Raw genomic sequence first — 17,180 nt, forward strand, 5'->3', positions numbered from 1 at the left:
CCTGTTGTCATGCTGCTCTCCGCGTCGGGCCGTGGGCCGATCCTGTCCTTCGACTTCCCGCTGTCGCGGAGCGCGGCGCAGGCGCGCCTGGCGGCCTTTCTGCCGCACGCGGGGGAGGCCTATGCCCGGCATCGCAATGAGGAGCGGGGGCAGGGGCAGCATCACGCCGTGTCGCGGCTTTCAGCGGCCTTGCGGCGGCGGCTGATCAGTGAGGCGGAGGTTGCAGAAGCGGTCGTGCGCGTGCACGGCGCCGGGGCGGCGGCCAAGTTCATCGGCGAGCTGTACTGGCGAACCTATTGGAAGGGCTGGCTCGAGCAGCATCCGTCCGTCTGGCAGGATTGGCGGGCGGCGTGCGCCCGGTGGGCCAAGCAGGGGCTGCCGGATGGCTATGCCGCAGCAGTAGAAGGGCGCACCGGGATCGATGCCTTCGACGCTTGGGCGCGCGAGCTGCGTGAGACCGGCTATCTGCACAATTGGGCGCGGATGCAGTTTGCCTCGATCTGGATCTTCACGCTTCGGCTGCCTTGGGAGCTTGGCGCCGAAGTCACCTTCCGCCACTTCGTCGATGCGGACCCGGCGTCGAACACATTGTCATGGCGTTGGGTTGCCGGCTTGCATACGCCGGGGAAGGTGTATCTCGCCGACGCGGAGCGAATCCGGGTGCAGACGGGTGGGCGCTTCGATCCCAAGGGACTTGCGGTTTCTGCGGACGTTCCACGTGAAACATCCGCTGCGGAACTTGGACGCATCCGAACCCCGACGGCGCCCGAGCCGGGTCTACCCTCGCTGCTGCTGCTGACACCCGACGATCTCTCGCTGGAAACCGAAGCGCAGCTGGAGGCACTGGATGTCCGGCGCGTGGTGGCGTGTCGCGCGCATTGCAGCGGCGCGGCCGACCTTGCCGCCGTTGCGGACGGCCTGCAACGCGCGTCGTCGCATTGGAGGGCACGCGCGCTCTGGGTGGACGACATGGAAGCGGTGCTGGCGGTCGCGCAGGCAGAGGGCGCTGCGCAGATCGTCACCGGCTATGCGCCCGTGGGGCCGGTCGCGGAGTCGCTGGCCGCATACCACGAAAGGGCGCGCATTGCCGAACATCGCCGCGCCTGGGACGAGCAGGCATGGCCCTTCTGCTCCAAGGGCTATTTTGCATTTGCCCAGCAAATACCGGCGCTGCTCGAGAACGCGGTGCAGCCACCAATGCTCGCGTAACCAAGAAGCGCTGGATCATGGTAAAGAAATGGTGAACACTCTGCCGCACTGCAGCGTTGTTGCAGGACGAAGGGTGAGGCATGATCGAGCAGTTGCACGACGACCAATGGCGGGGCCACGGCTCGGAGGCGCTGCGCCCGACCTGGCATGACGCGGCCCGCGACGCGATCCGCCATCGGCTCGCGTCGCCCCCGAAACGGCCTCAGCGCTGGTTCGGGAAGACCAGGTTCTTGCTGAAGAAGGGCAGGACGTAATTCTGGAACCGGTCTGCCACCGCGCTGGTGTGGTCGCCGGAATAGACGGTGAAGCTGTTGGGCACGCCGTAGCGGTCCAGCGTCTCGTGCAAGGTCTGGGCGTCGCCGCGTAGGCCGTCCTTGTCGCCGACATCGATCGCAATCGCCCGGTAGCGGCGGAGCTCCCCGATATATTGGTCGACGAACGCCAGGGGCGCGTTGGCGGCCCATTTCGCCAGCACCTCGGGCCGCTGCTTGCCGTCGTCGATCGGCAGGTCGAGATAGAGCGGCGGCGCCTTGGGATCGGGCGACCAGGCCGCCGCTGCCGCCAGCGTCGCGCGCAGCCCCCAGGAGAGCTTGGTCGCATCCTCGCGGGTCTTGATCGCCGCGATCTGCGCGAGCCCATTGGCATCGAGCAGGCTCGCGTCGCGCGCCGAGAGGCAGCAGGGGCTCATCATATAGACCGCGCCGAACACATCGGCATGCTTCATCCCGATGCGGCTGGCGCCATAACCGCCCATCGAATGGCCGACCAGGCCGCGGCTCTCGCGCGTCGCGATGGTACGGTAATGCGCGTCGATATAGGCGACGAGATCATGCGCGACGAAGCGCTCGAAATCGCCCGTGGTCGGCGAGCTAGAATACATCGACCCGTTGTGCAGCGTCTTGCTATCCGGCAGCACCAGGATCACCGGCCTGGCGCCGAGCGCATAGGCACCCTCGACGATTTGGGGGACATGGATCTCCTTGATCCACTGCTCGGCACCGATCGAATAGCCGTGGAGCGCATAGACGACGGGATACCGCTTGCGGGGCGCGCGGGCATAGTCCGGCGGCAGCACGACGATCACGTCGCGATCGGCGCTCTCGCCCTCGAGATTGCCTTCGATTGCAGGCGAGTGGACCTTGATCCGCTGCACCGTCACCGGCTTCGCGCCGGCCACGACCGGCGGGATCTGCGTCTGCACCTGCGCCATCGCCGGTGCGCCGCAAAGGCTCGCCAGCAGCGCTGCGCACGTCATCCAAGTCCGTTTGCCCATCGCTCTCTCTCCCATGCAAGGCCGCGTCGGCCCTCTATTCTTGTCGGCGCAGTTCCGCCGCGGCGGAGCGGGGCGCTTTGCCAAGTAAAGCCGCCAACACTCCGATATACGGTAGCGTTAACATCTTTCTTCGGATACAACAGGTCGGAGTAAATAAAAAGAGGGAGAGGACCATGGCACGGTTGCGCACCGGCGTGTCTGCCTTGTTGTTCGCGTGCACCTTTTCGCCGGCGGGCGCGCAGACCCTGCAGGCAACGATCGATGCGGGCCGCGCCTCGGCACCCGTGACCAAATATGAATATGGCATGTTCATCGAGCCGATCGGCGGCCTGGTCGCGCGGACGTTGTGGGCGGAGATGCTCGACGACCGCAAATTCTATTACCAGGTCGTGCCCGCTGCGCGCGACGTGCCCCCGCCGCCCAATGCCGAGGGGCGGCCGGGGGTCGCCTATCGCAAATGGCGCCCGATCGGCGGCGACGACGCCGTCACCATGGACACGCACGACCCCTATGTCGGCACGCAGAGCCCCAGCGTCGCCCTGGATGCGACGACCCCCCATGGTCTCTCGCAGGACGGCATCGGTATCGCCAAGGGCAAGCGCATTGTCGGTTCGCTGTGGCTGAGCGGCGATGCCGGCGCGCGGGTGCAGGTGCGGCTCGCCTGGGGGCAGGGGAGCGGCGAGAGCCAGACCGTGGCGCTGCCGACTCCCGGGCCGGGCTGGCAGCGGGTGACCTTCGCCTTCACCCCGGAGGCCGACAGCAAGGATGCCCGTTTCGAGATCACCGGCACGGGCAGCGGCCGCTTCCGCGTCGCCGCGGTGTCGCTGATGCCCGACGACAATATCGATGGCTGGCGGGCGGACACCACGGCGCTTGCCCGGACGCTCAACTCGGGCTTCTGGCGGCTGCCCGGCGGCAATTTCCTCTCCGACTGGGACTGGCACGAGGCGATCGGCCCGCGCGACCAGCGCCCGCCGATGTTCGACCATGCCTGGAGCGCGATGCAGACCAACGACCAGGGCATGGACGAGTGGATGACGCTGGCCAGGCTGGTCGGCGTCGAACCCTATGTCACGGTCAATGCCGGGCTGGGGGATGCCAACTCCGCGGCCGAGGAGGTCGAGTATCTCAACGGCCCGGCGACCAGCGAATGGGGCGCCAAGCGCGCCGCCAACGGTCATCCGGCGCCGTACGGCGTGCGCTTCTGGAACATCGGCAACGAGCCCTATGGCTGGTGGCAGATCGGCCGCACCACGCTCGATTACTTCATGATCAAGCACAACGCGTTCGCCCGGGCGATGCGCGCCAAGGATCCCGGCATCGTGCTGATCGGATCGGGCGCTATGCCCGACCAGATGCACCCCAGGGGCACCAAGGAGAACCCGACGCTCGCCAGCATCCAGCACAAGTTCGGCACCGACGAGGATTGGACCGGCGGGCTGTTCGCGCAGGCCTGGGGCAATTTTGCCGGGGTGAGTGAGCATTGGTATGATCGCGCCGAGCAGCGGCCCGATGCCCCCGCCGATGCCGAACTGCTCGAATATGTCCGCTCGCCCTCCAACCAGGTGCGGATGAAGGCCGAGGAGTGGAAGATCTACGAGCAGCGTTTCCCGGCGCTGCGCCGCGACAAGATCTTCCTGTCGATCGACGAATATGCCTATTTCGGGCCGCCGACGCTCAAGAACGCGCTCGCTTATTCGATGGTGCTGCAGGAGATGCTGCGCCACACCGATTTCCTGACGATGAGCGCCTTCACCACCGGCGCCTCGACGATGGACATCACGCCGACCGCCTCGACGCTCAACGCCACCGGCATGGTGTTCAAGCTCTATGGCGCGCATTTCGGCGCCGGCACGGTGCCGATCGCGCTCGACGGCAACGCGCCGCAGCCGGACCCAAAGTTCGTGGTCGGCTACAGCCATCCACAGGTGAAGGCGGGCAGCGCGACCTGGCCGCTCGACATGATCGCCGCGCTCAGCGCCGACGGGCGGACGCTCAAGATCGCCATCGTCAACGCGACGGTGAAGCCGCAGACGGCCGCCATCGCGCTGCAGGGGGTGCGGACGCGCGGGGTGGGGCGGCGCTGGTTGCTCTCGGGCGCGTCGCTCGCGGCGGAGAACAAGGCCGGCGCCGCGCCCGGCGTGACGATCGGCGAGGCGCGGGTGCCGGCGCTCGGCCGTTCGCTCACCGTGCCGGCGACCGCGACCGCGGTGTACGAATTCCCGGTCGTTCGCTGACCCGATGCACCGCCGGCTTGCATGCCGGCGGTGCATCGCGCACCACGCCAGCCATGGCCGAACCCGATATCGCGATCGAGGGGCTGACGATCGTCGCCCATCCGCTGGTCCAGCACCGCCTCACCCGCCTGCGCGACCGGACGACGCCGCCCGAGCGCTTCCGCGCCGAATTGCGCGCGGTGGCGACGCTGCTCGGTGCGGCGGCGCTGGCCGACCTGCCGCTGGCCCCGCTGGCGATCGAAACGCCGGTGGCGGCGATGGACTCGCCGGTGCTGGGCTGTGCGCCCCCGGTGGTGGTGCCGGTGCTGCGTGCCGGGCTCGCCATGGCCGAGGGGCTGCTCGATCTGCTCCCAGAGGCCGCGGTGGCGCATCTCGGCCTCTATCGCGATCCGCAGACGCTCGAAGCGATCGAATATTATTTCAAGGCACCTGCCGATATCGCGTCGCGGCCGGTGCTGATGGTCGATCCGATGCTGGCGACCGGCAACAGCGCGGTGGCGGCACTCGATCGGCTGAAGGCGGCGGGGGCGCGCGACCTGCGCTTCGTCTGCCTGCTCGCCGCGCGCCCGGGGGTGGATGCGGTGCGGGCGGCGCATCCGGACGTAGCGATCTGGACGGCGGGGCTCGATGCCGAGCTCAACGCGCACAGCTATATCGTGCCGGGGCTCGGCGACGCGGGCGACCGCGCCTTCAGCACCGAGCACAGCTGAGCGTCAGCCGCCGCGCAGCAACTGCATCACGAAGGCGCGGATCCGTCCGCGATTTTCCCGGCTGTCGGCGAGAATGCCGTGGCGCTCGGGCGGCAGATGCGCGAGCGGGTGACCGTCGGGGCGGAAGGCATAATGGTCGAAAAAGGCGCGCCACGCCGCGCGCTCGGCCGGGGGACGGTCGGCCAGCGCCGTCATCGCCAGCAGCAGCGCGGTGTAGGGGGAATCGGGGCCGCTGGCGAAATCGTCCCACCAATAGTTCATCAGCAGGTTGAACGGCGCCGTCGCCTCGACCTGGTGCCACCAGAGCTTGGGCAGATAGAGCGCGTCGCCGGGGTGGAGCGTCACCGTCCGTGCGCGCGCCTGGGCGGCGGCGAAGCGGGGATAGCGGGGATCCAGCGGGGCTGCGGTGGCGGCGAGGCTCACCGGCTGGCCCGCCATCGTGTGGTCGATCGGGCCGACATACAGATCGCCGATCGCATCGGGCGGGTAGAGCGTGAAGCGCCGCTCGCCCGCGATCACGCAAGCGAAATTGTCGAAGCGATCATAATGGCAGGCGATCGTCGAGGCGTTGCCGATCCAAAGGCGTGGTAGCACGCCTTGCGGCACCAGCGGCAGGGGATTGGCCTCGGCGAAGCCGGGCAGATGGTCCTCGGCAGGGAGCGAGCCGCAATAGACGCTGGGCTGGTGCGGATCGGCGGCGGCGTGGGCGATGCGGTCCAGCGCCGCACCCAGGCCGAGCGTCTCGCGCGCGAAGTTGAAGCCGTCGGGCTGGTCGCCATAGGCATAGCGCCCGCCGATCGCCGGATCGCCGACGAACGCCTGCGCCGTCCGTCCGCTGTCGAAGTGGCGCAGATAGGCGCACAGGCCTTCGACGGTCGCCGCTGCCAGGGTGACGGGAAGGGATGCCGCCGCGTCCCGCAGCACGATCGGCATGCAGGCGCGGCGTGCCTCGGCGAAGTCGGCGGGTGTGATGTCGGCGGCGACTTCGCGCAGCATCGTCAGGCCGCGAGCCGGCGATTGCGCCGAGCGGCGAGCACCGCGATCTGCCGTAGCGAGCCCGCAAGCGTATAGGCCAGCTGGAGATGCCCGGCGCGGAACAGCGCGAGCACCGCGCCGTCGTCCAGTGCGTGGAGCGAATCCAGGCTCACCGTGTAGAGCCCGGTCAGGTCGAGCGACGTGCCGTCGTCGAAGCGCAGCGTCACGTCGATCGGCTCGAGCAGCTTGTGGGCGAGCAGCGCGTCGACAAAGGCCTGGGTCTCCTCCACGCCGCGGTGCAGCTGGGCCAGCGTCTGCTGGATGCCGCGGAGCGCCGGGGCAGGGGCGCCGTCGTCGCCGAACAGCGGCTCGCCGTCCTGCCCGGCGAAGCGCGCATCCTTCGGGTCGATCGCGATCGAATCGCCCGCGATGAAGAAGCCTTGGCGCTCGACATGGAGCGGCCAGAAGCCCTCGCCGGCGCGGAGCTCGACCAGCGACTCCCCCGGCTGGAAGCCAAGCATCGCGCCGACATAGAAGCGCCCGGTCTCGGCATCCTTGGTGAGCAGCACCGGGCACGCGGCGGCCGCGGCCGCGAACTCGGACGCCACGACCGGCACGAAATAGGGCAGGGGGCCGGCGGCAGGACGGACCCGCAGATCGCGGTGCTCCACCGAATCGAGCAACGTCACGCCTTCAGCCATTCCTGTCCTCTCCATCGGCGCGTGGTGCGCCCAGTTCTGCATATCGGCTCACGCCGCCGGCGCCAATGGCCTGACTAAAGCGCAAGAATACGCCGACAAAAACCAGTTGATAGCGCTAACGTCAATCGCTACAGTTCCGTACAGATTCGCAGAAGAAGAATGAATCGGGGAGGATGTTGTGCCGCTATTTGTGCGGATGCGAAGGCTTGCGCCTATTCTCCGAGCATATGTCACGTTGCACTGCGGTGTAGCGCGTGCGGGTCTGTATCGATCCCAACAATAAACACGGAGGGGGTAAGCACATGCCGAACATCGTCGGAATGGGTTCTTCGCAGCGGCGCGCGCGTCTTGCGCGCCATGTACTGGCGGGTGCCACGAGCGTAATGGCGCTGAGCCTGGTCACACCGGTCCAGGCGCAGACGACGGCGCCGTCGACCAGCCAGGCGCAGGACGAAGAGATCATCGTCACCGGTATTCGCGGTTCGCTGCAGCGCAATCTGGATGCGAAACGGAATGCCTCCGGCGTGATCGAGCAGATCTCGTCCGAGGATATCGGCAAGTTCCCGGACTCCAACGTCGCGGCCTCGCTGCAGCGCCTGCCGGGCATCTCGATCCAGCGCGACGGGCCGCGCGGCGAGCCGAACGGCGTCACCGTCCGCGGCTTCGGCGGCGATTTCAACGAGACATTGGTCGACGGCCGGCGCCTCTCGACTGCGACCGGCGGCCGCTCGATCGACTTTTCGACCGTGGGCTCGGATTTCGTCGGCGGGCTGACCGTGCTCAAGACGCCGGACGTATCGCTGTCGTCGAGTTCGATCGGCGCGACGATCAACGTCGCCTATCCCAAGCCGTTCGATCGCCCGGGCTTCCACCTCGCGGTTTCGGCCTCGGGCTCGATCCAGGACGATGCCGGCAAGGTGGTGCCGACCGGCGGCGTGCTGATCAGCAAGACCTTCGCCGACGACACCTTCGGCATTCTCGCCAACGCGATCTACACGCGGCACGACACCCAGACCAACAACGTGTTCGTCCATGGCTGGCCCGGCGGCCGCTATGCGCCGTGCCAGCTGGCAGGCAGCACCGCGACGAGCTGCAGCCCGACCAGCGACAACAAGTCCGCCGCCTGGGCGCAGGAAAGCAACCGCCAGACCGTGGTCGGCTGGTTCGAGCAGCAGTTCGGCGCCGTCCAGAACTATACCCGCGACGAGCGTATCGACGGACGGATTGCCCTGCAGTGGAAGCCGTCGGACGGCGTGCTGCTGACGCTCGACAACAATTATTCGGACCAGCGCATCAACACCGATAATTTCGGTTTCGGCATCTGGTTCAATCAGGGCAGCCTGCGCAACGTCAAGCTCGACAAGAACGGCACGACGACCGACTTCACCCAGGCGGGCTCGCAGACCGACTTCACCGCCGGCACCGACAGCAACCTCCGCCGCACCAACCAGACCGGCCTCAACGTCAAATGGGACGCGACCGAGCATCTCCAGGTCGAGGCCGATGGCAGCTGGTCCAAGAGCTGGCTGAACCCCGACGGGCGGATCAACTCCAAGGGCGCGGATGTCGGCTATGGCTTCGGCATCGGCCCGTCGCTCGGTATTTCGATCAACGGCGACAGCAAGGACGTGATCCCGGTCCTCCACGATTACGGTGTCAACGGCACGGGCAGCCGCTGGGCGGACCTGGCTTCGATCGGCAGCCACGTCACCGTCAACATCGCCAACAAGAATACCGACGAGATCAAGCAGGCCCGGTTGGGGCTGAAGTGGCAACAGGACGACCTGACGCTGCGCTTTGGCGGCTCCTATCTCGACGACAAGTTCAAGTTCCGCAGCGCGAACACCTTCGCCAACAATTACTGGCAGGCCTATTCGGGCTATGGCCCCGCGTCGGGCACCAGCGGCGGCGTCGCGCTGCCGGCGAGCCTGTTCAAGGGCACCGTCAGCACCTCGAACTTCCTGCCGGGCTATACCGGCGCGCTGCCGCCGGTGTTGCTCAACTTCCGCGCGCAGGACTTCCAGAACTATCTGACCGGCCTGGGCAATCCGCAGACGACGACCATCCCCGGCTACAACACCGGCTGCTGCGCCGGCTTCAACGGCCAGTTCGCCGTTGCGGACGATGTCGGCAGCACGCGCGACATCGGCGAGCAGACCTGGGCGCTCTACCTCTCGGCGAACTTCAAGAGCGAAGTTGCCGGCATGCCGTTCTTCTTCAACGCCGGCGTGCGCGAGGAAGTGACCCATGTCTCCTCCACCGGCATCGGCCGCCTGCCGGTCTCGATCACGCCGAGCACCACCGACCCGACGCTGCTGACCATCGCGTTCGGCAACCAGCAGGCGATCACCACCAAGTCGAGCTATTCCTACCTGCTGCCGTCGATGGACCTGAAGCTCGAGCTCACCGATGCGCTGCACCTGCGCCTCGATGCCTCGCGCACGCTGACCCGGCCGACGCTCAACCTGCTGACCCCGGCGCTCAACATCGGCGTCGGCCAGCGCATCGGCGCGCTCACCGCGGACGGTGGCAACCCTACGCTGCAGCCGTACCTCGCGGACAATTTCGATGCCGCGCTCGAATGGTATTACCAGCGCAACTCCTACGCCGCGGTCAATTTCTTCCTGAAGGACGTGCGCAACTTCATCGTTCAGGGCGTGCAGCGCCAGTCGATCAACGGCGTCGTCGATCCGTCGACCGGCACGCTGGCGCAGTTCGCGGTGTCGCAGCGGGTCAACGGCCCCAAGGCGACGGTGAAGGGCGTCGAGCTCGCCTGGCAGAACACCTTCGGCAACAGCGGCTTCGGCTTCATCGCCAACGCCACCTTCGTCGAAACCAACCGGCCCTATGATCCGACCGATATCAGCCAGAGCGGCTTCGCGGTGACCGGCCTTGCCAATTCGGCCAACTTCGTCGGCTTCTACGACAAGCACGGCGTGGAATTCCGCGCGGCGGCGAACTGGCGTGACAAGTACCTGCTCGCCTTCGGCCAGGCGCAGAATACGGGGTCGTTCGGTGCCGAGCCGACCTTCGTCAATTCCAGCCTGCAGATCGATCTGAGCGCGAGCTACCAGATCACGCAAGCGATCAACATCTTCGGCGAAGCGCTCAACATCACCGACGAGGTGCAGAGCACGCATGGCCGCTTCTCGAACCAGCTGCTCGACGTGTTCGCCTATGGCCGACGCTTCACGGCGGGCGTGCGCTATCGCTTCTAAGGTCTCTTCCCACGACTGGGGATGTCGGTATCGTCCGGCATCCCCTTCTTTTTCCACGGGTCGGCGCGCGTGAAACGGGTTCAGAACATCGTCATCGTCGGCGGCGGCACCGCCGGTTGGCTCACCGCCGGGGTGATCGCGGCGCGGCACCAGAGCCGGATGCCCGGCGGTTTCACCGTCACCTTGGTCGAATCGCCGAACACGCCGATCATCGGGGTGGGCGAGGGGACCTGGCCGACGCTCAGGACCACGCTCGCCAAGATCGGCGTCTCCGAAACCGACTTCTTCCGCGAGTGCGACGCCGCGTTCAAGCAGGGCGCGCTGTTCGCCCGCTGGACCACCGGCGCCGAGGACGACGCCTATTACCATCCGCTGATGCTGCCCCAGGGCTTCCACCAGCTGAGCCTGGTGCCGCACTGGATCACGGATTCGAAGGGTCGCAGCTTCTGCGACACGGTCACGCCGCAGGGCCGGATCTGCGACGCGGGGCTTGCCCCCAAGACGATCGCCACGCCCGAATATGACGGGCAGGCCAACTATGCCTATCACCTCGACGCGGGCAAGTTCGCGCCCTTCTTGACCCGCCACTGCACCACCAAGCTCGGCGTGCGCCATGTGCTCGCCGACGTCCGCTCGGTCGAACTGGCCGAGAATGGCGACATCGCCGCGATCGACACCGAACAGGCCGGGCGGATCGAAGGCGATCTGTTCGTCGACTGCACCGGCTTCCGCTCGCTGCTGCTCGGCGAGGCGATGGGGGTGAAGTTCAAGGACTGCGGCGACGTGCTGTTCTGCGACGCCGCGCTCGCCGCGCAGGTCCCCTATGCGGAAGAGAATGCGCCGATCGCCACCCACACGCTGTCGACGGCGCAGGATGCCGGCTGGATCTGGGACATCGGCCTGCCGACCCGGCGCGGCACCGGCTATGTCTATTCCACGGCCCACACCAGCGACGACCAGGCCGAGGCGACCTTGCGCGCCTATCTCGGCCGCGCAGGCGCCGACGTGGCCGTGCGCCGCATCCCCATCCGCTCGGGGCACCGCGAGATCTTCTGGAAGAACAATGTCGTCGCGGTCGGCCTTGCGGCGGGCTTCCTCGAGCCGCTGGAGGCGTCTGCAATCGTGCTGATCGAGCTTTCCGCCAAGCTGATCGCCGAGCAGATGCCGGCGGTGCGCGAGGTGATGGACGTGGTCGCCAAGCGCTTCAACGCCACCACGCTCTATCGCTGGGGCCGGATCATCGACTTCCTCAAGCTCCATTATGTGCTGACCAAGCGGACCGACACCGCATTCTGGCGCGACAATCTGCTGCCCGAGACGATTCCCGAGCGGCTGCAGGAACTGCTCACCTTGTGGCGCTACCAGCCGCCCTGGTTCCATGACGAGTTCGATCGGGTGGAGGAGGTCTTCCCGCCCGCCAGCTACCAGTACGTCCTCTACGGCATGGGCTTCCGCAGCGAGGTCGAGCCCGAGGCACTGTCCGGCGACCAGCGGCTCGCCGAGCGAGCGATGCGCGAGAATGCCGCGCAGACCGAACGGCTCTGCGCCGGATTGCCGCGCCACCGCGACCTGATCCGCAAGATTCACGAACACGGGCTGCAGCCGGTCTGACGGCCCCAGGGGAGATCACCATGAATCGCACCTTCCGCGCCGCGCTGCTGGCCGCCGCGCTCCTGCCGCTGCCCGCACTTGCCCAGACCGCGGCCGATCCACGCGCCGAGGCCGATGCCAAGGCGGCGGCGATCGTCGCGCAGCTGACGCCGGAGGAGAAGTTCGCCCAGCTGCTCAACGTCGCCCCGGCGATCCCGCGGCTGAACATCCCCCGCTACAATTGGTGGACCGAATCGCTCCACGGCGCGCTCGGCACGCTGCCGACCACCAACTTCCCCGAGCCGGTCGGCCTTGCCGCCAGCTTCGATGCGCCTTTGGTCCATGATGTCGCCGCGGCGATCAGCAGCGAGGTGCAGGGGCTGCACGCGCTCGCCCGCGAGACCGGGCGGATGGGGCGGATCGGTACCGGGCTCGATACCTGGTCGCCCAACATCAACATCTTCCGCGATCCGCGCTGGGGGCGGGGGCAGGAGACGTACGGCGAGGATCCGTTCCTCACCGCGAAGATCGGCGTCGCCTTCATCCAGGGCATGCAGGGGCCCAATCCGGACCTGCCCAACGTGATCGCCACCCCCAAGCATTTCGCCGTCCATAGCGGCCCGGAATCGACGCGGCACGCGGCGAACGTGTTCGTCTCGCGCCACGATCTGGAGGACACCTATCTGCCCGCGTTCCGCGCCGCGATCGTCGAGGGCAAGGCGGGATCGGTGATGTGCGCCTATAACCGCATCGACGGCCAGCCCGCCTGCGCCAGCGACGAACTGCTCAAGGAGCATCTGCGCGGCGCCTGGGGCTTCAAGGGCTATGTCGTCTCCGATTGCGATGCGGTGAAGGACATCAGCGACAACCATCATTATGCGCCGGACGGCCCCACCGCAGTGGCGGCGGCGATCCGCGCGGGCGTCGACAATGAGTGCAACGGCGCGACGCTCACCGATACGGCGGGGCTGGGGGATCGGTATCGCGACGCGCTTGCCAAGGGGCTGATCACCCAGGCCGAGATCGACCGAACGCTGGTGCGGCTGTTCTCCGCGCGGCTGCGCAACGGCGACCTGCCGGGCATCCGCACGACCAGCGGCAAGCCCGCCGATGTCGGCGCGCCGGCGCACCGCGCGCTGGCGCTGGACGCGGCGGAGAAGAGCCTGGTGCTGCTCAAGAATGACGGGCTGTTGCCGCTCAAGCGCGGCAGCCGCATCGCCGTGATCGGCCCGCTCGGCGACGCGACGCGGGTGCTGCGCGGCAATTATTCCTCGTCGCTGTCGGGGCAGCCCGTCTCGGTGGTCGAGGGCCTGCGCCGCGCCTTCCCGCGCGCGAACGTCTCCTATGCCCCCTTCGGCGCCTCGGTGACCGATGGCGACCGCGTCCCCGGCTCGGCCTTGCGCACGCCCAGCGGCAAGCCGGGCCTGCTCGCGCGCTATTTCAATCCCACGACGCCGGCGCCCGCCGAGTTCGCCCCCGGCACCTTCCGCGACGCCGTCGCCAAGATGCAGTTCGCCGATACGCCGGTGGTGACCCGGGTCGAGGCCGATGTCTCGGCGCGCAGCCTCGACCTGCCGACCGTCTCCGAACATCACCGCACGATCTGGACCGGCTTTCTCGTGCCCCCCGAGACCGGGACCTACCGGCTGGGCCTGACCGGCTTCGGCGGCGCGATGAGCTTCGACGGCAAGCCGTTCGTCGACCTCACCAAGTCCGGCTGGGGCAGCCTGCCGACGATGCGCGAGGTGCAGCTGGTCAAGGGCAAGCGCTATCCGATCGAGGTGCGCACCGACGAGCATGTGCTCTCGGGCATCGATCTCGTGTGGAAGCGGATCAGCGCCGATCCGGTCGCCGCGATGAAGGCGGCCGCCGCCAAGGCGGACGTGCTGGTCGCGGTGGTGGGTATTACCTCGGACCTGGAGGCCGAGGAATCGCCGATCCAGGTCCCCGGCTTCAAGGGCGGCGACAAGACCAGCCTCGACCTGCTCCCTGATCAGCAGGCGCTGCTCGACGCCGCCAAGGCGACCGGCAAGCCGCTGGTGGTCGTCGCGATGAACGGCAGCCCAATCAATCTGAGCTGGGCCAAGGACAACGCCGCCGCGATCCTGGAGGCCTGGTATCCGGGCGAGGTGGGCGGCACCGCGATCGCCAATGTCCTGTCGGGCAAGACCAGCCCCTCGGGCCGCCTGCCGCTGACCTTCTACCGCAGCGTCGACGACCTGCCGCCCTTCGGCGATTACGGCATGAAAGGGCGGACCTATCGCTACTTCACCGGTACGCCGGTCTATCCGTTCGGCTTCGGGCTCAGCTACACCAGCTTCGCCTATGGCGCGCCGGTGGTGGAGAAGGCCGAGGCGGGGCTGACGGTCACCGCCGAGCTGCGCAACACCGGCGCGCGGGCAGGGGACGAGGTGGCGCAGCTCTACCTCAACTTCCCCGAGGATCCCGGCGCGCCCAAGGTGGCTCTGCGCGGCTTCCAGCGCGTGTCGCTCAAGCCCGGCGAGACGCGGAAGGTCACCTTCAGCCTGTCACCGCGCGACCTGAGCACGGTGACGGTGGACGGCCAGCACCGGGTGCTCGCCGGCACCTATCGCGCGACCGTCGGCGGCGGCCAGCCGGGCAGCGGCGCGGCGGGGGCGTCGGTGCAGTTCAAGATCGAGAAGGCGATCGATCTGCCCAATTGAGACGGAGCCTCGGCCATCCGCGTGCATTTCCGCTTCATCTCGGCTAGCCCGGGCGAAACATGAGGGGGATTTGATGGCGGGTGGCCTGGTCGCATTGCTGGACGATATCGCGGCGCTGGCGAAACTGGCGGCGGCGTCGCTCGACGACGTGGGCGCCGCTGCCGGCCGCGCGGGGGTGAAGGCCGCCGGCGTGGTGATCGACGATACCGCGGTCACGCCGCGCTATGTCGTGGGGCTCACGCCGGATCGCGAGCTGCCGATCATCGGCAAGATCGCGCTCGGCTCGATCGCCAACAAGCTCGTCGTGATCCTGCCGCTCGCGCTGCTACTCAGCGCCTTCGCGCCCTGGGCGTTGACCCCGATCCTGATGCTGGGCGGCACCTATCTCTCCTTCGAGGCGGCGGAGAAGATCCTCGAGGCGCTGACCGGCACGCACGATGCCGATGCGGTGGCCGAGATCACCGATGCCAAGGCGCTGGAGAAGCGCCAGGTGCTCGGCGCGATCCGCACCGACCTGATCCTCTCGGCCGAGATCATGGTGATCGCGCTGGCCCAGCTGCCCGCCGACATGTCCTTCGTCACGCGTGCGGGTGCGCTGGTGCTGGTGGCGTTCGCGATCACCATCGGCGTCTACGGCGTCGTCGCGCTGATCGTGAAGATGGACGATATCGGCCTGCACCTCAGCCGGAACGGCGGATCGGGCGGTGTCGCGGTGTTCGGGCGCGGGCTGGTGACGGCGATGCCGGTACTGCTCACCGCGCTGTCGCATATCGGCGTGGCGGCGATGGCCTGGGTGGGCGGCGGCATCCTGCTCCACGGGCTGGAGGAATTCGGCGTCGGCGCGGTGCCGCATGCGCTGCACCATTGGTCCGAAGTGGCGGGCGCCGCGACCGGCCCAGTGGGTGGCGTGGTCGCATGGCTGGTCTATGCGCTGGGCTCGGCGGTGGCGGGGCTGGTCGTCGGCGCGGTCGTCGCGGGGCTGCTCCATCTGATCCCGCGCAAGGGCCACTGACCGACTCCCATTCTTGTTAACCTAAGTCGGGACCAATCCTGACACCTGCGCGTTCGCCCCCCTGACCAGGGAGTCCGCGCATGCCCATCACCATCAACGGCGTCGATCATGAGCTCGACGTCGATCCCCGTACCAGTCTGCTCGATTTTCTCCGCCGCGATGCCGGCCTTACCGGCACCAAGAAGGGGTGCGATCACGGCCAGTGCGGCGCCTGCACGGTGCTGCTCAACGGCCAGCGCATCAATAGCTGCCTCACCCTCGCGGTGATGCACGACGGCGACAGCGTCACCACGATCGAAGGCCTCGGCACGCCCGACGCGCCGCACCCGCTGCAGGCGGCGTTCGTGCGGCACGACGGCTATCAGTGCGGATACTGCACCCCCGGCCAGATCTGCTCGGCCAAGGCGATGCTCGACGAGATCGCGGCGGGCTGGACCAGCTATGTCAGCGACGACGTCGCCGGCACCCCCAAGCTTTCCGAGGACGAGATTCGCGAGCGGATGAGCGGCAATGTCTGCCGCTGCGGGGCCTACTCCAACATCGTCGCGGCGATTTCGGAAGTGGCGGAGGCGCAGGCATGAAACCCTTCGACTATCAGCGGGCCCATGGCCTGGGCGATGCGGGCCAGCTGCTCGTCGCCGACGGTGCCAAGCCGATCGCCGGCGGGACCAATCTGCTCGACCTGATGAAGCTGGAGGTGGAGACACCGACCGCGCTGGTCGACGTCAACCGCCTGCCGCTCGGCGGCATCACGGAGCATGGCGAGGGGCTGCACATCGGTGCGCTCGTCTCGAACAGCGCCTGCGCCGCCGATCCGCGTGTTCGTGCCGACTATCCGGTGCTGGCCCGCGCGATCCTGGCGGGTGCCACCTTCCAGCTGCGCAACAAGGCGACCACGGGCGGCAATCTCTGCCAGCGGACGCGCTGCTATTATTTCTACGACCTCAGTCAGTCGTGTAACAAGCGCGAGCCGGGCACCGGCTGCGCGGCGATCGGCGGGTTCAACCGCATCCACGCCATCCTCGGCGCGAGCGACGCCTGCATCGCCACCTATCCCGGCGACATGGCGGTTGCGCTGTCGGCGCTCGACGCGACGGTCGAGATCGTCGACGCGAAGGGCGACAAGCGCATGGTCCCGGTGCGCGATTTCCATCGCCTACCCGGCGACACGCCCGAGCGCGACAATATCCTCGAACCCGGCGACGTGATCACCGGCGTGGTGCTGCCGGCCCCGGCGGGCGGCACGCAGCTCTACCGCAAGGTCCGCGACCGCGCCTCCTATGCCTTCGCCCTCGTCTCGGTGGCGGCGGTGATTCATGTCGAGGAGGGCAAGATCGCCAAGGCGCGGCTCGCGTTCGGCGGGCTGGCGCACAAGCCGTGGCACGATGCCCGCGTCGAGGCGCTGCTCGAAGGCGAGGCGCCGTCCGACGCGCTGTTCGACCAGGCCGCCGCGCTGCTGCTCGACGAAGCCCGCGGGCAGGGCAGCAACGATTTCAAGATTCCGCTCACCCGCCGCACGCTCAAGGCCGTGCTGCGCGAAGCGACGGGAGGTACGCTGTGACTCGCCTGTA

At 67.9% G+C, this 17,180-nt stretch carries 12 protein-coding genes; 9 read left to right on the forward strand and 3 right to left on the reverse strand.

From position 1 onward, the window contains the following. Positions 1-9 precede the first annotated feature (9 nt). Positions 10-1,209 carry an FAD-binding domain-containing protein gene (locus ABIC35_RS14120; protein ID WP_121072789.1) on the forward strand — a complete coding sequence of 400 codons (1,200 nt, stop codon included), beginning with the start codon at positions 10-12 and terminating at the stop codon, positions 1,207-1,209. A 202-nt stretch (positions 1,210-1,411) separates the two neighbouring features. Here the strand turns inward: ABIC35_RS14120 and ABIC35_RS14125 are convergent, their stop codons facing one another. Continuing rightward, a complete protein-coding gene (locus ABIC35_RS14125; protein WP_121072791.1) occupies positions 1,412-2,482 on the reverse strand; it encodes an alpha/beta hydrolase in 1,071 nt (356 codons plus the stop codon). 173 nt (positions 2,483-2,655) lie between these two features. On the opposite strand from ABIC35_RS14125, the gene ABIC35_RS14130 reads away from it, so the two are divergent. Together ABIC35_RS14130 and upp are read left to right on the forward strand one after the other, a co-directional pair. Then, positions 2,656-4,719: an alpha-N-arabinofuranosidase gene (locus tag ABIC35_RS14130; RefSeq protein ID WP_354278489.1), complete on the forward strand. Its 2,064-nt coding sequence runs from the start codon at positions 2,656-2,658 to the stop codon at positions 4,717-4,719. A gap of 53 nt (positions 4,720-4,772) precedes the next feature. Continuing rightward, positions 4,773-5,429: a uracil phosphoribosyltransferase gene (gene upp / locus ABIC35_RS14135; protein WP_121072793.1), complete on the forward strand. Its 657-nt coding sequence runs from the start codon at positions 4,773-4,775 to the stop codon at positions 5,427-5,429. 3 nt (positions 5,430-5,432) lie between these two features. On the opposite strand, the gene ABIC35_RS14140 is transcribed toward upp, so the two are convergent. Next, positions 5,433-6,425, reverse strand: coding sequence for a cupin-like domain-containing protein (locus ABIC35_RS14140; RefSeq protein WP_121072795.1), 993 nt, complete (start codon positions 6,423-6,425; stop codon positions 5,433-5,435). Between the two features lie 2 nt (positions 6,426-6,427). Beyond that, complete coding sequence (locus ABIC35_RS14145; RefSeq protein WP_121072797.1) at positions 6,428-7,105, reverse strand: SapC family protein; 678 nt, start codon at positions 7,103-7,105, stop codon at positions 6,428-6,430. A gap of 302 nt (positions 7,106-7,407) precedes the next feature. On the opposite strand from ABIC35_RS14145, the gene ABIC35_RS14150 reads away from it, so the two are divergent. The 6 genes from ABIC35_RS14150 (at position 7,408) to ABIC35_RS14175 (ending at position 17,170) form a co-directional block, all read left to right on the forward strand. Beyond that, complete coding sequence (locus tag ABIC35_RS14150) at positions 7,408-10,323, forward strand: TonB-dependent receptor (protein WP_354278490.1); 2,916 nt, start codon at positions 7,408-7,410, stop codon at positions 10,321-10,323. A 21-nt stretch (positions 10,324-10,344) separates the two neighbouring features. Beyond that, positions 10,345-11,934, forward strand: a complete 1,590-nt coding sequence (locus ABIC35_RS14155) for a tryptophan halogenase family protein (RefSeq protein WP_183049272.1) — start codon at positions 10,345-10,347, stop codon at positions 11,932-11,934. Positions 11,935-11,954: 20 nt separating this feature from the next. Then, positions 11,955-14,597 carry a glycoside hydrolase family 3 C-terminal domain-containing protein gene (locus tag ABIC35_RS14160; protein ID WP_121072799.1) on the forward strand — a complete coding sequence of 881 codons (2,643 nt, stop codon included), beginning with the start codon at positions 11,955-11,957 and terminating at the stop codon, positions 14,595-14,597. Between the two features lie 73 nt (positions 14,598-14,670). Next, the gene (locus ABIC35_RS14165) at positions 14,671-15,609 is read left to right on the forward strand and encodes a DUF808 domain-containing protein (RefSeq protein WP_121072801.1); all 939 of its coding nucleotides are present in this window, start codon (positions 14,671-14,673) and stop codon (positions 15,607-15,609) included. A gap of 80 nt (positions 15,610-15,689) precedes the next feature. Next, positions 15,690-16,190, forward strand: a complete 501-nt coding sequence (locus tag ABIC35_RS14170; protein ID WP_121072803.1) for a 2Fe-2S iron-sulfur cluster-binding protein — start codon at positions 15,690-15,692, stop codon at positions 16,188-16,190. After that, positions 16,187-17,170 carry an FAD binding domain-containing protein gene (locus ABIC35_RS14175; RefSeq protein WP_121072805.1) on the forward strand — a complete coding sequence of 328 codons (984 nt, stop codon included), beginning with the start codon at positions 16,187-16,189 and terminating at the stop codon, positions 17,168-17,170. Before ABIC35_RS14170 ends, ABIC35_RS14175 begins: the two co-directional genes overlap by 4 nt. Positions 17,171-17,180: the final 10 nt, after the last annotated feature.

Origin of the sequence: Sphingomonas trueperi, from assembly GCF_040545965.1 — a bacterium.
GTDB classification, from domain to species: domain Bacteria; phylum Pseudomonadota; class Alphaproteobacteria; order Sphingomonadales; family Sphingomonadaceae; genus Sphingomonas; species Sphingomonas trueperi_C.

Coding starts and splice junctions, on each gene's coding strand:
- ABIC35_RS14120 (WP_121072789.1), top strand. CDS start 10: ATGCTGCTCTCCGCGTCGGGCCGTGGGCCGATCCTGTCCTTCGACTTC.
- ABIC35_RS14125 (WP_121072791.1), bottom strand. CDS start 2,482: ATGGGCAAACGGACTTGGATGACGTGCGCAGCGCTGCTGGCGAGCCTT.
- ABIC35_RS14130 (WP_354278489.1), top strand. CDS start 2,656: ATGGCACGGTTGCGCACCGGCGTGTCTGCCTTGTTGTTCGCGTGCACC.
- upp (WP_121072793.1), top strand. CDS start 4,773: ATGGCCGAACCCGATATCGCGATCGAGGGGCTGACGATCGTCGCCCAT.
- ABIC35_RS14140 (WP_121072795.1), bottom strand. CDS start 6,425: ATGCTGCGCGAAGTCGCCGCCGACATCACACCCGCCGACTTCGCCGAG.
- ABIC35_RS14145 (WP_121072797.1), bottom strand. CDS start 7,105: ATGGCTGAAGGCGTGACGTTGCTCGATTCGGTGGAGCACCGCGATCTG.
- ABIC35_RS14150 (WP_354278490.1), top strand. CDS start 7,408: ATGCCGAACATCGTCGGAATGGGTTCTTCGCAGCGGCGCGCGCGTCTT.
- ABIC35_RS14155 (WP_183049272.1), top strand. CDS start 10,345: ATGTCGGTATCGTCCGGCATCCCCTTCTTTTTCCACGGGTCGGCGCGC.
- ABIC35_RS14160 (WP_121072799.1), top strand. CDS start 11,955: ATGAATCGCACCTTCCGCGCCGCGCTGCTGGCCGCCGCGCTCCTGCCG.
- ABIC35_RS14165 (WP_121072801.1), top strand. CDS start 14,671: ATGGCGGGTGGCCTGGTCGCATTGCTGGACGATATCGCGGCGCTGGCG.
- ABIC35_RS14170 (WP_121072803.1), top strand. CDS start 15,690: ATGCCCATCACCATCAACGGCGTCGATCATGAGCTCGACGTCGATCCC.
- ABIC35_RS14175 (WP_121072805.1), top strand. CDS start 16,187: ATGAAACCCTTCGACTATCAGCGGGCCCATGGCCTGGGCGATGCGGGC.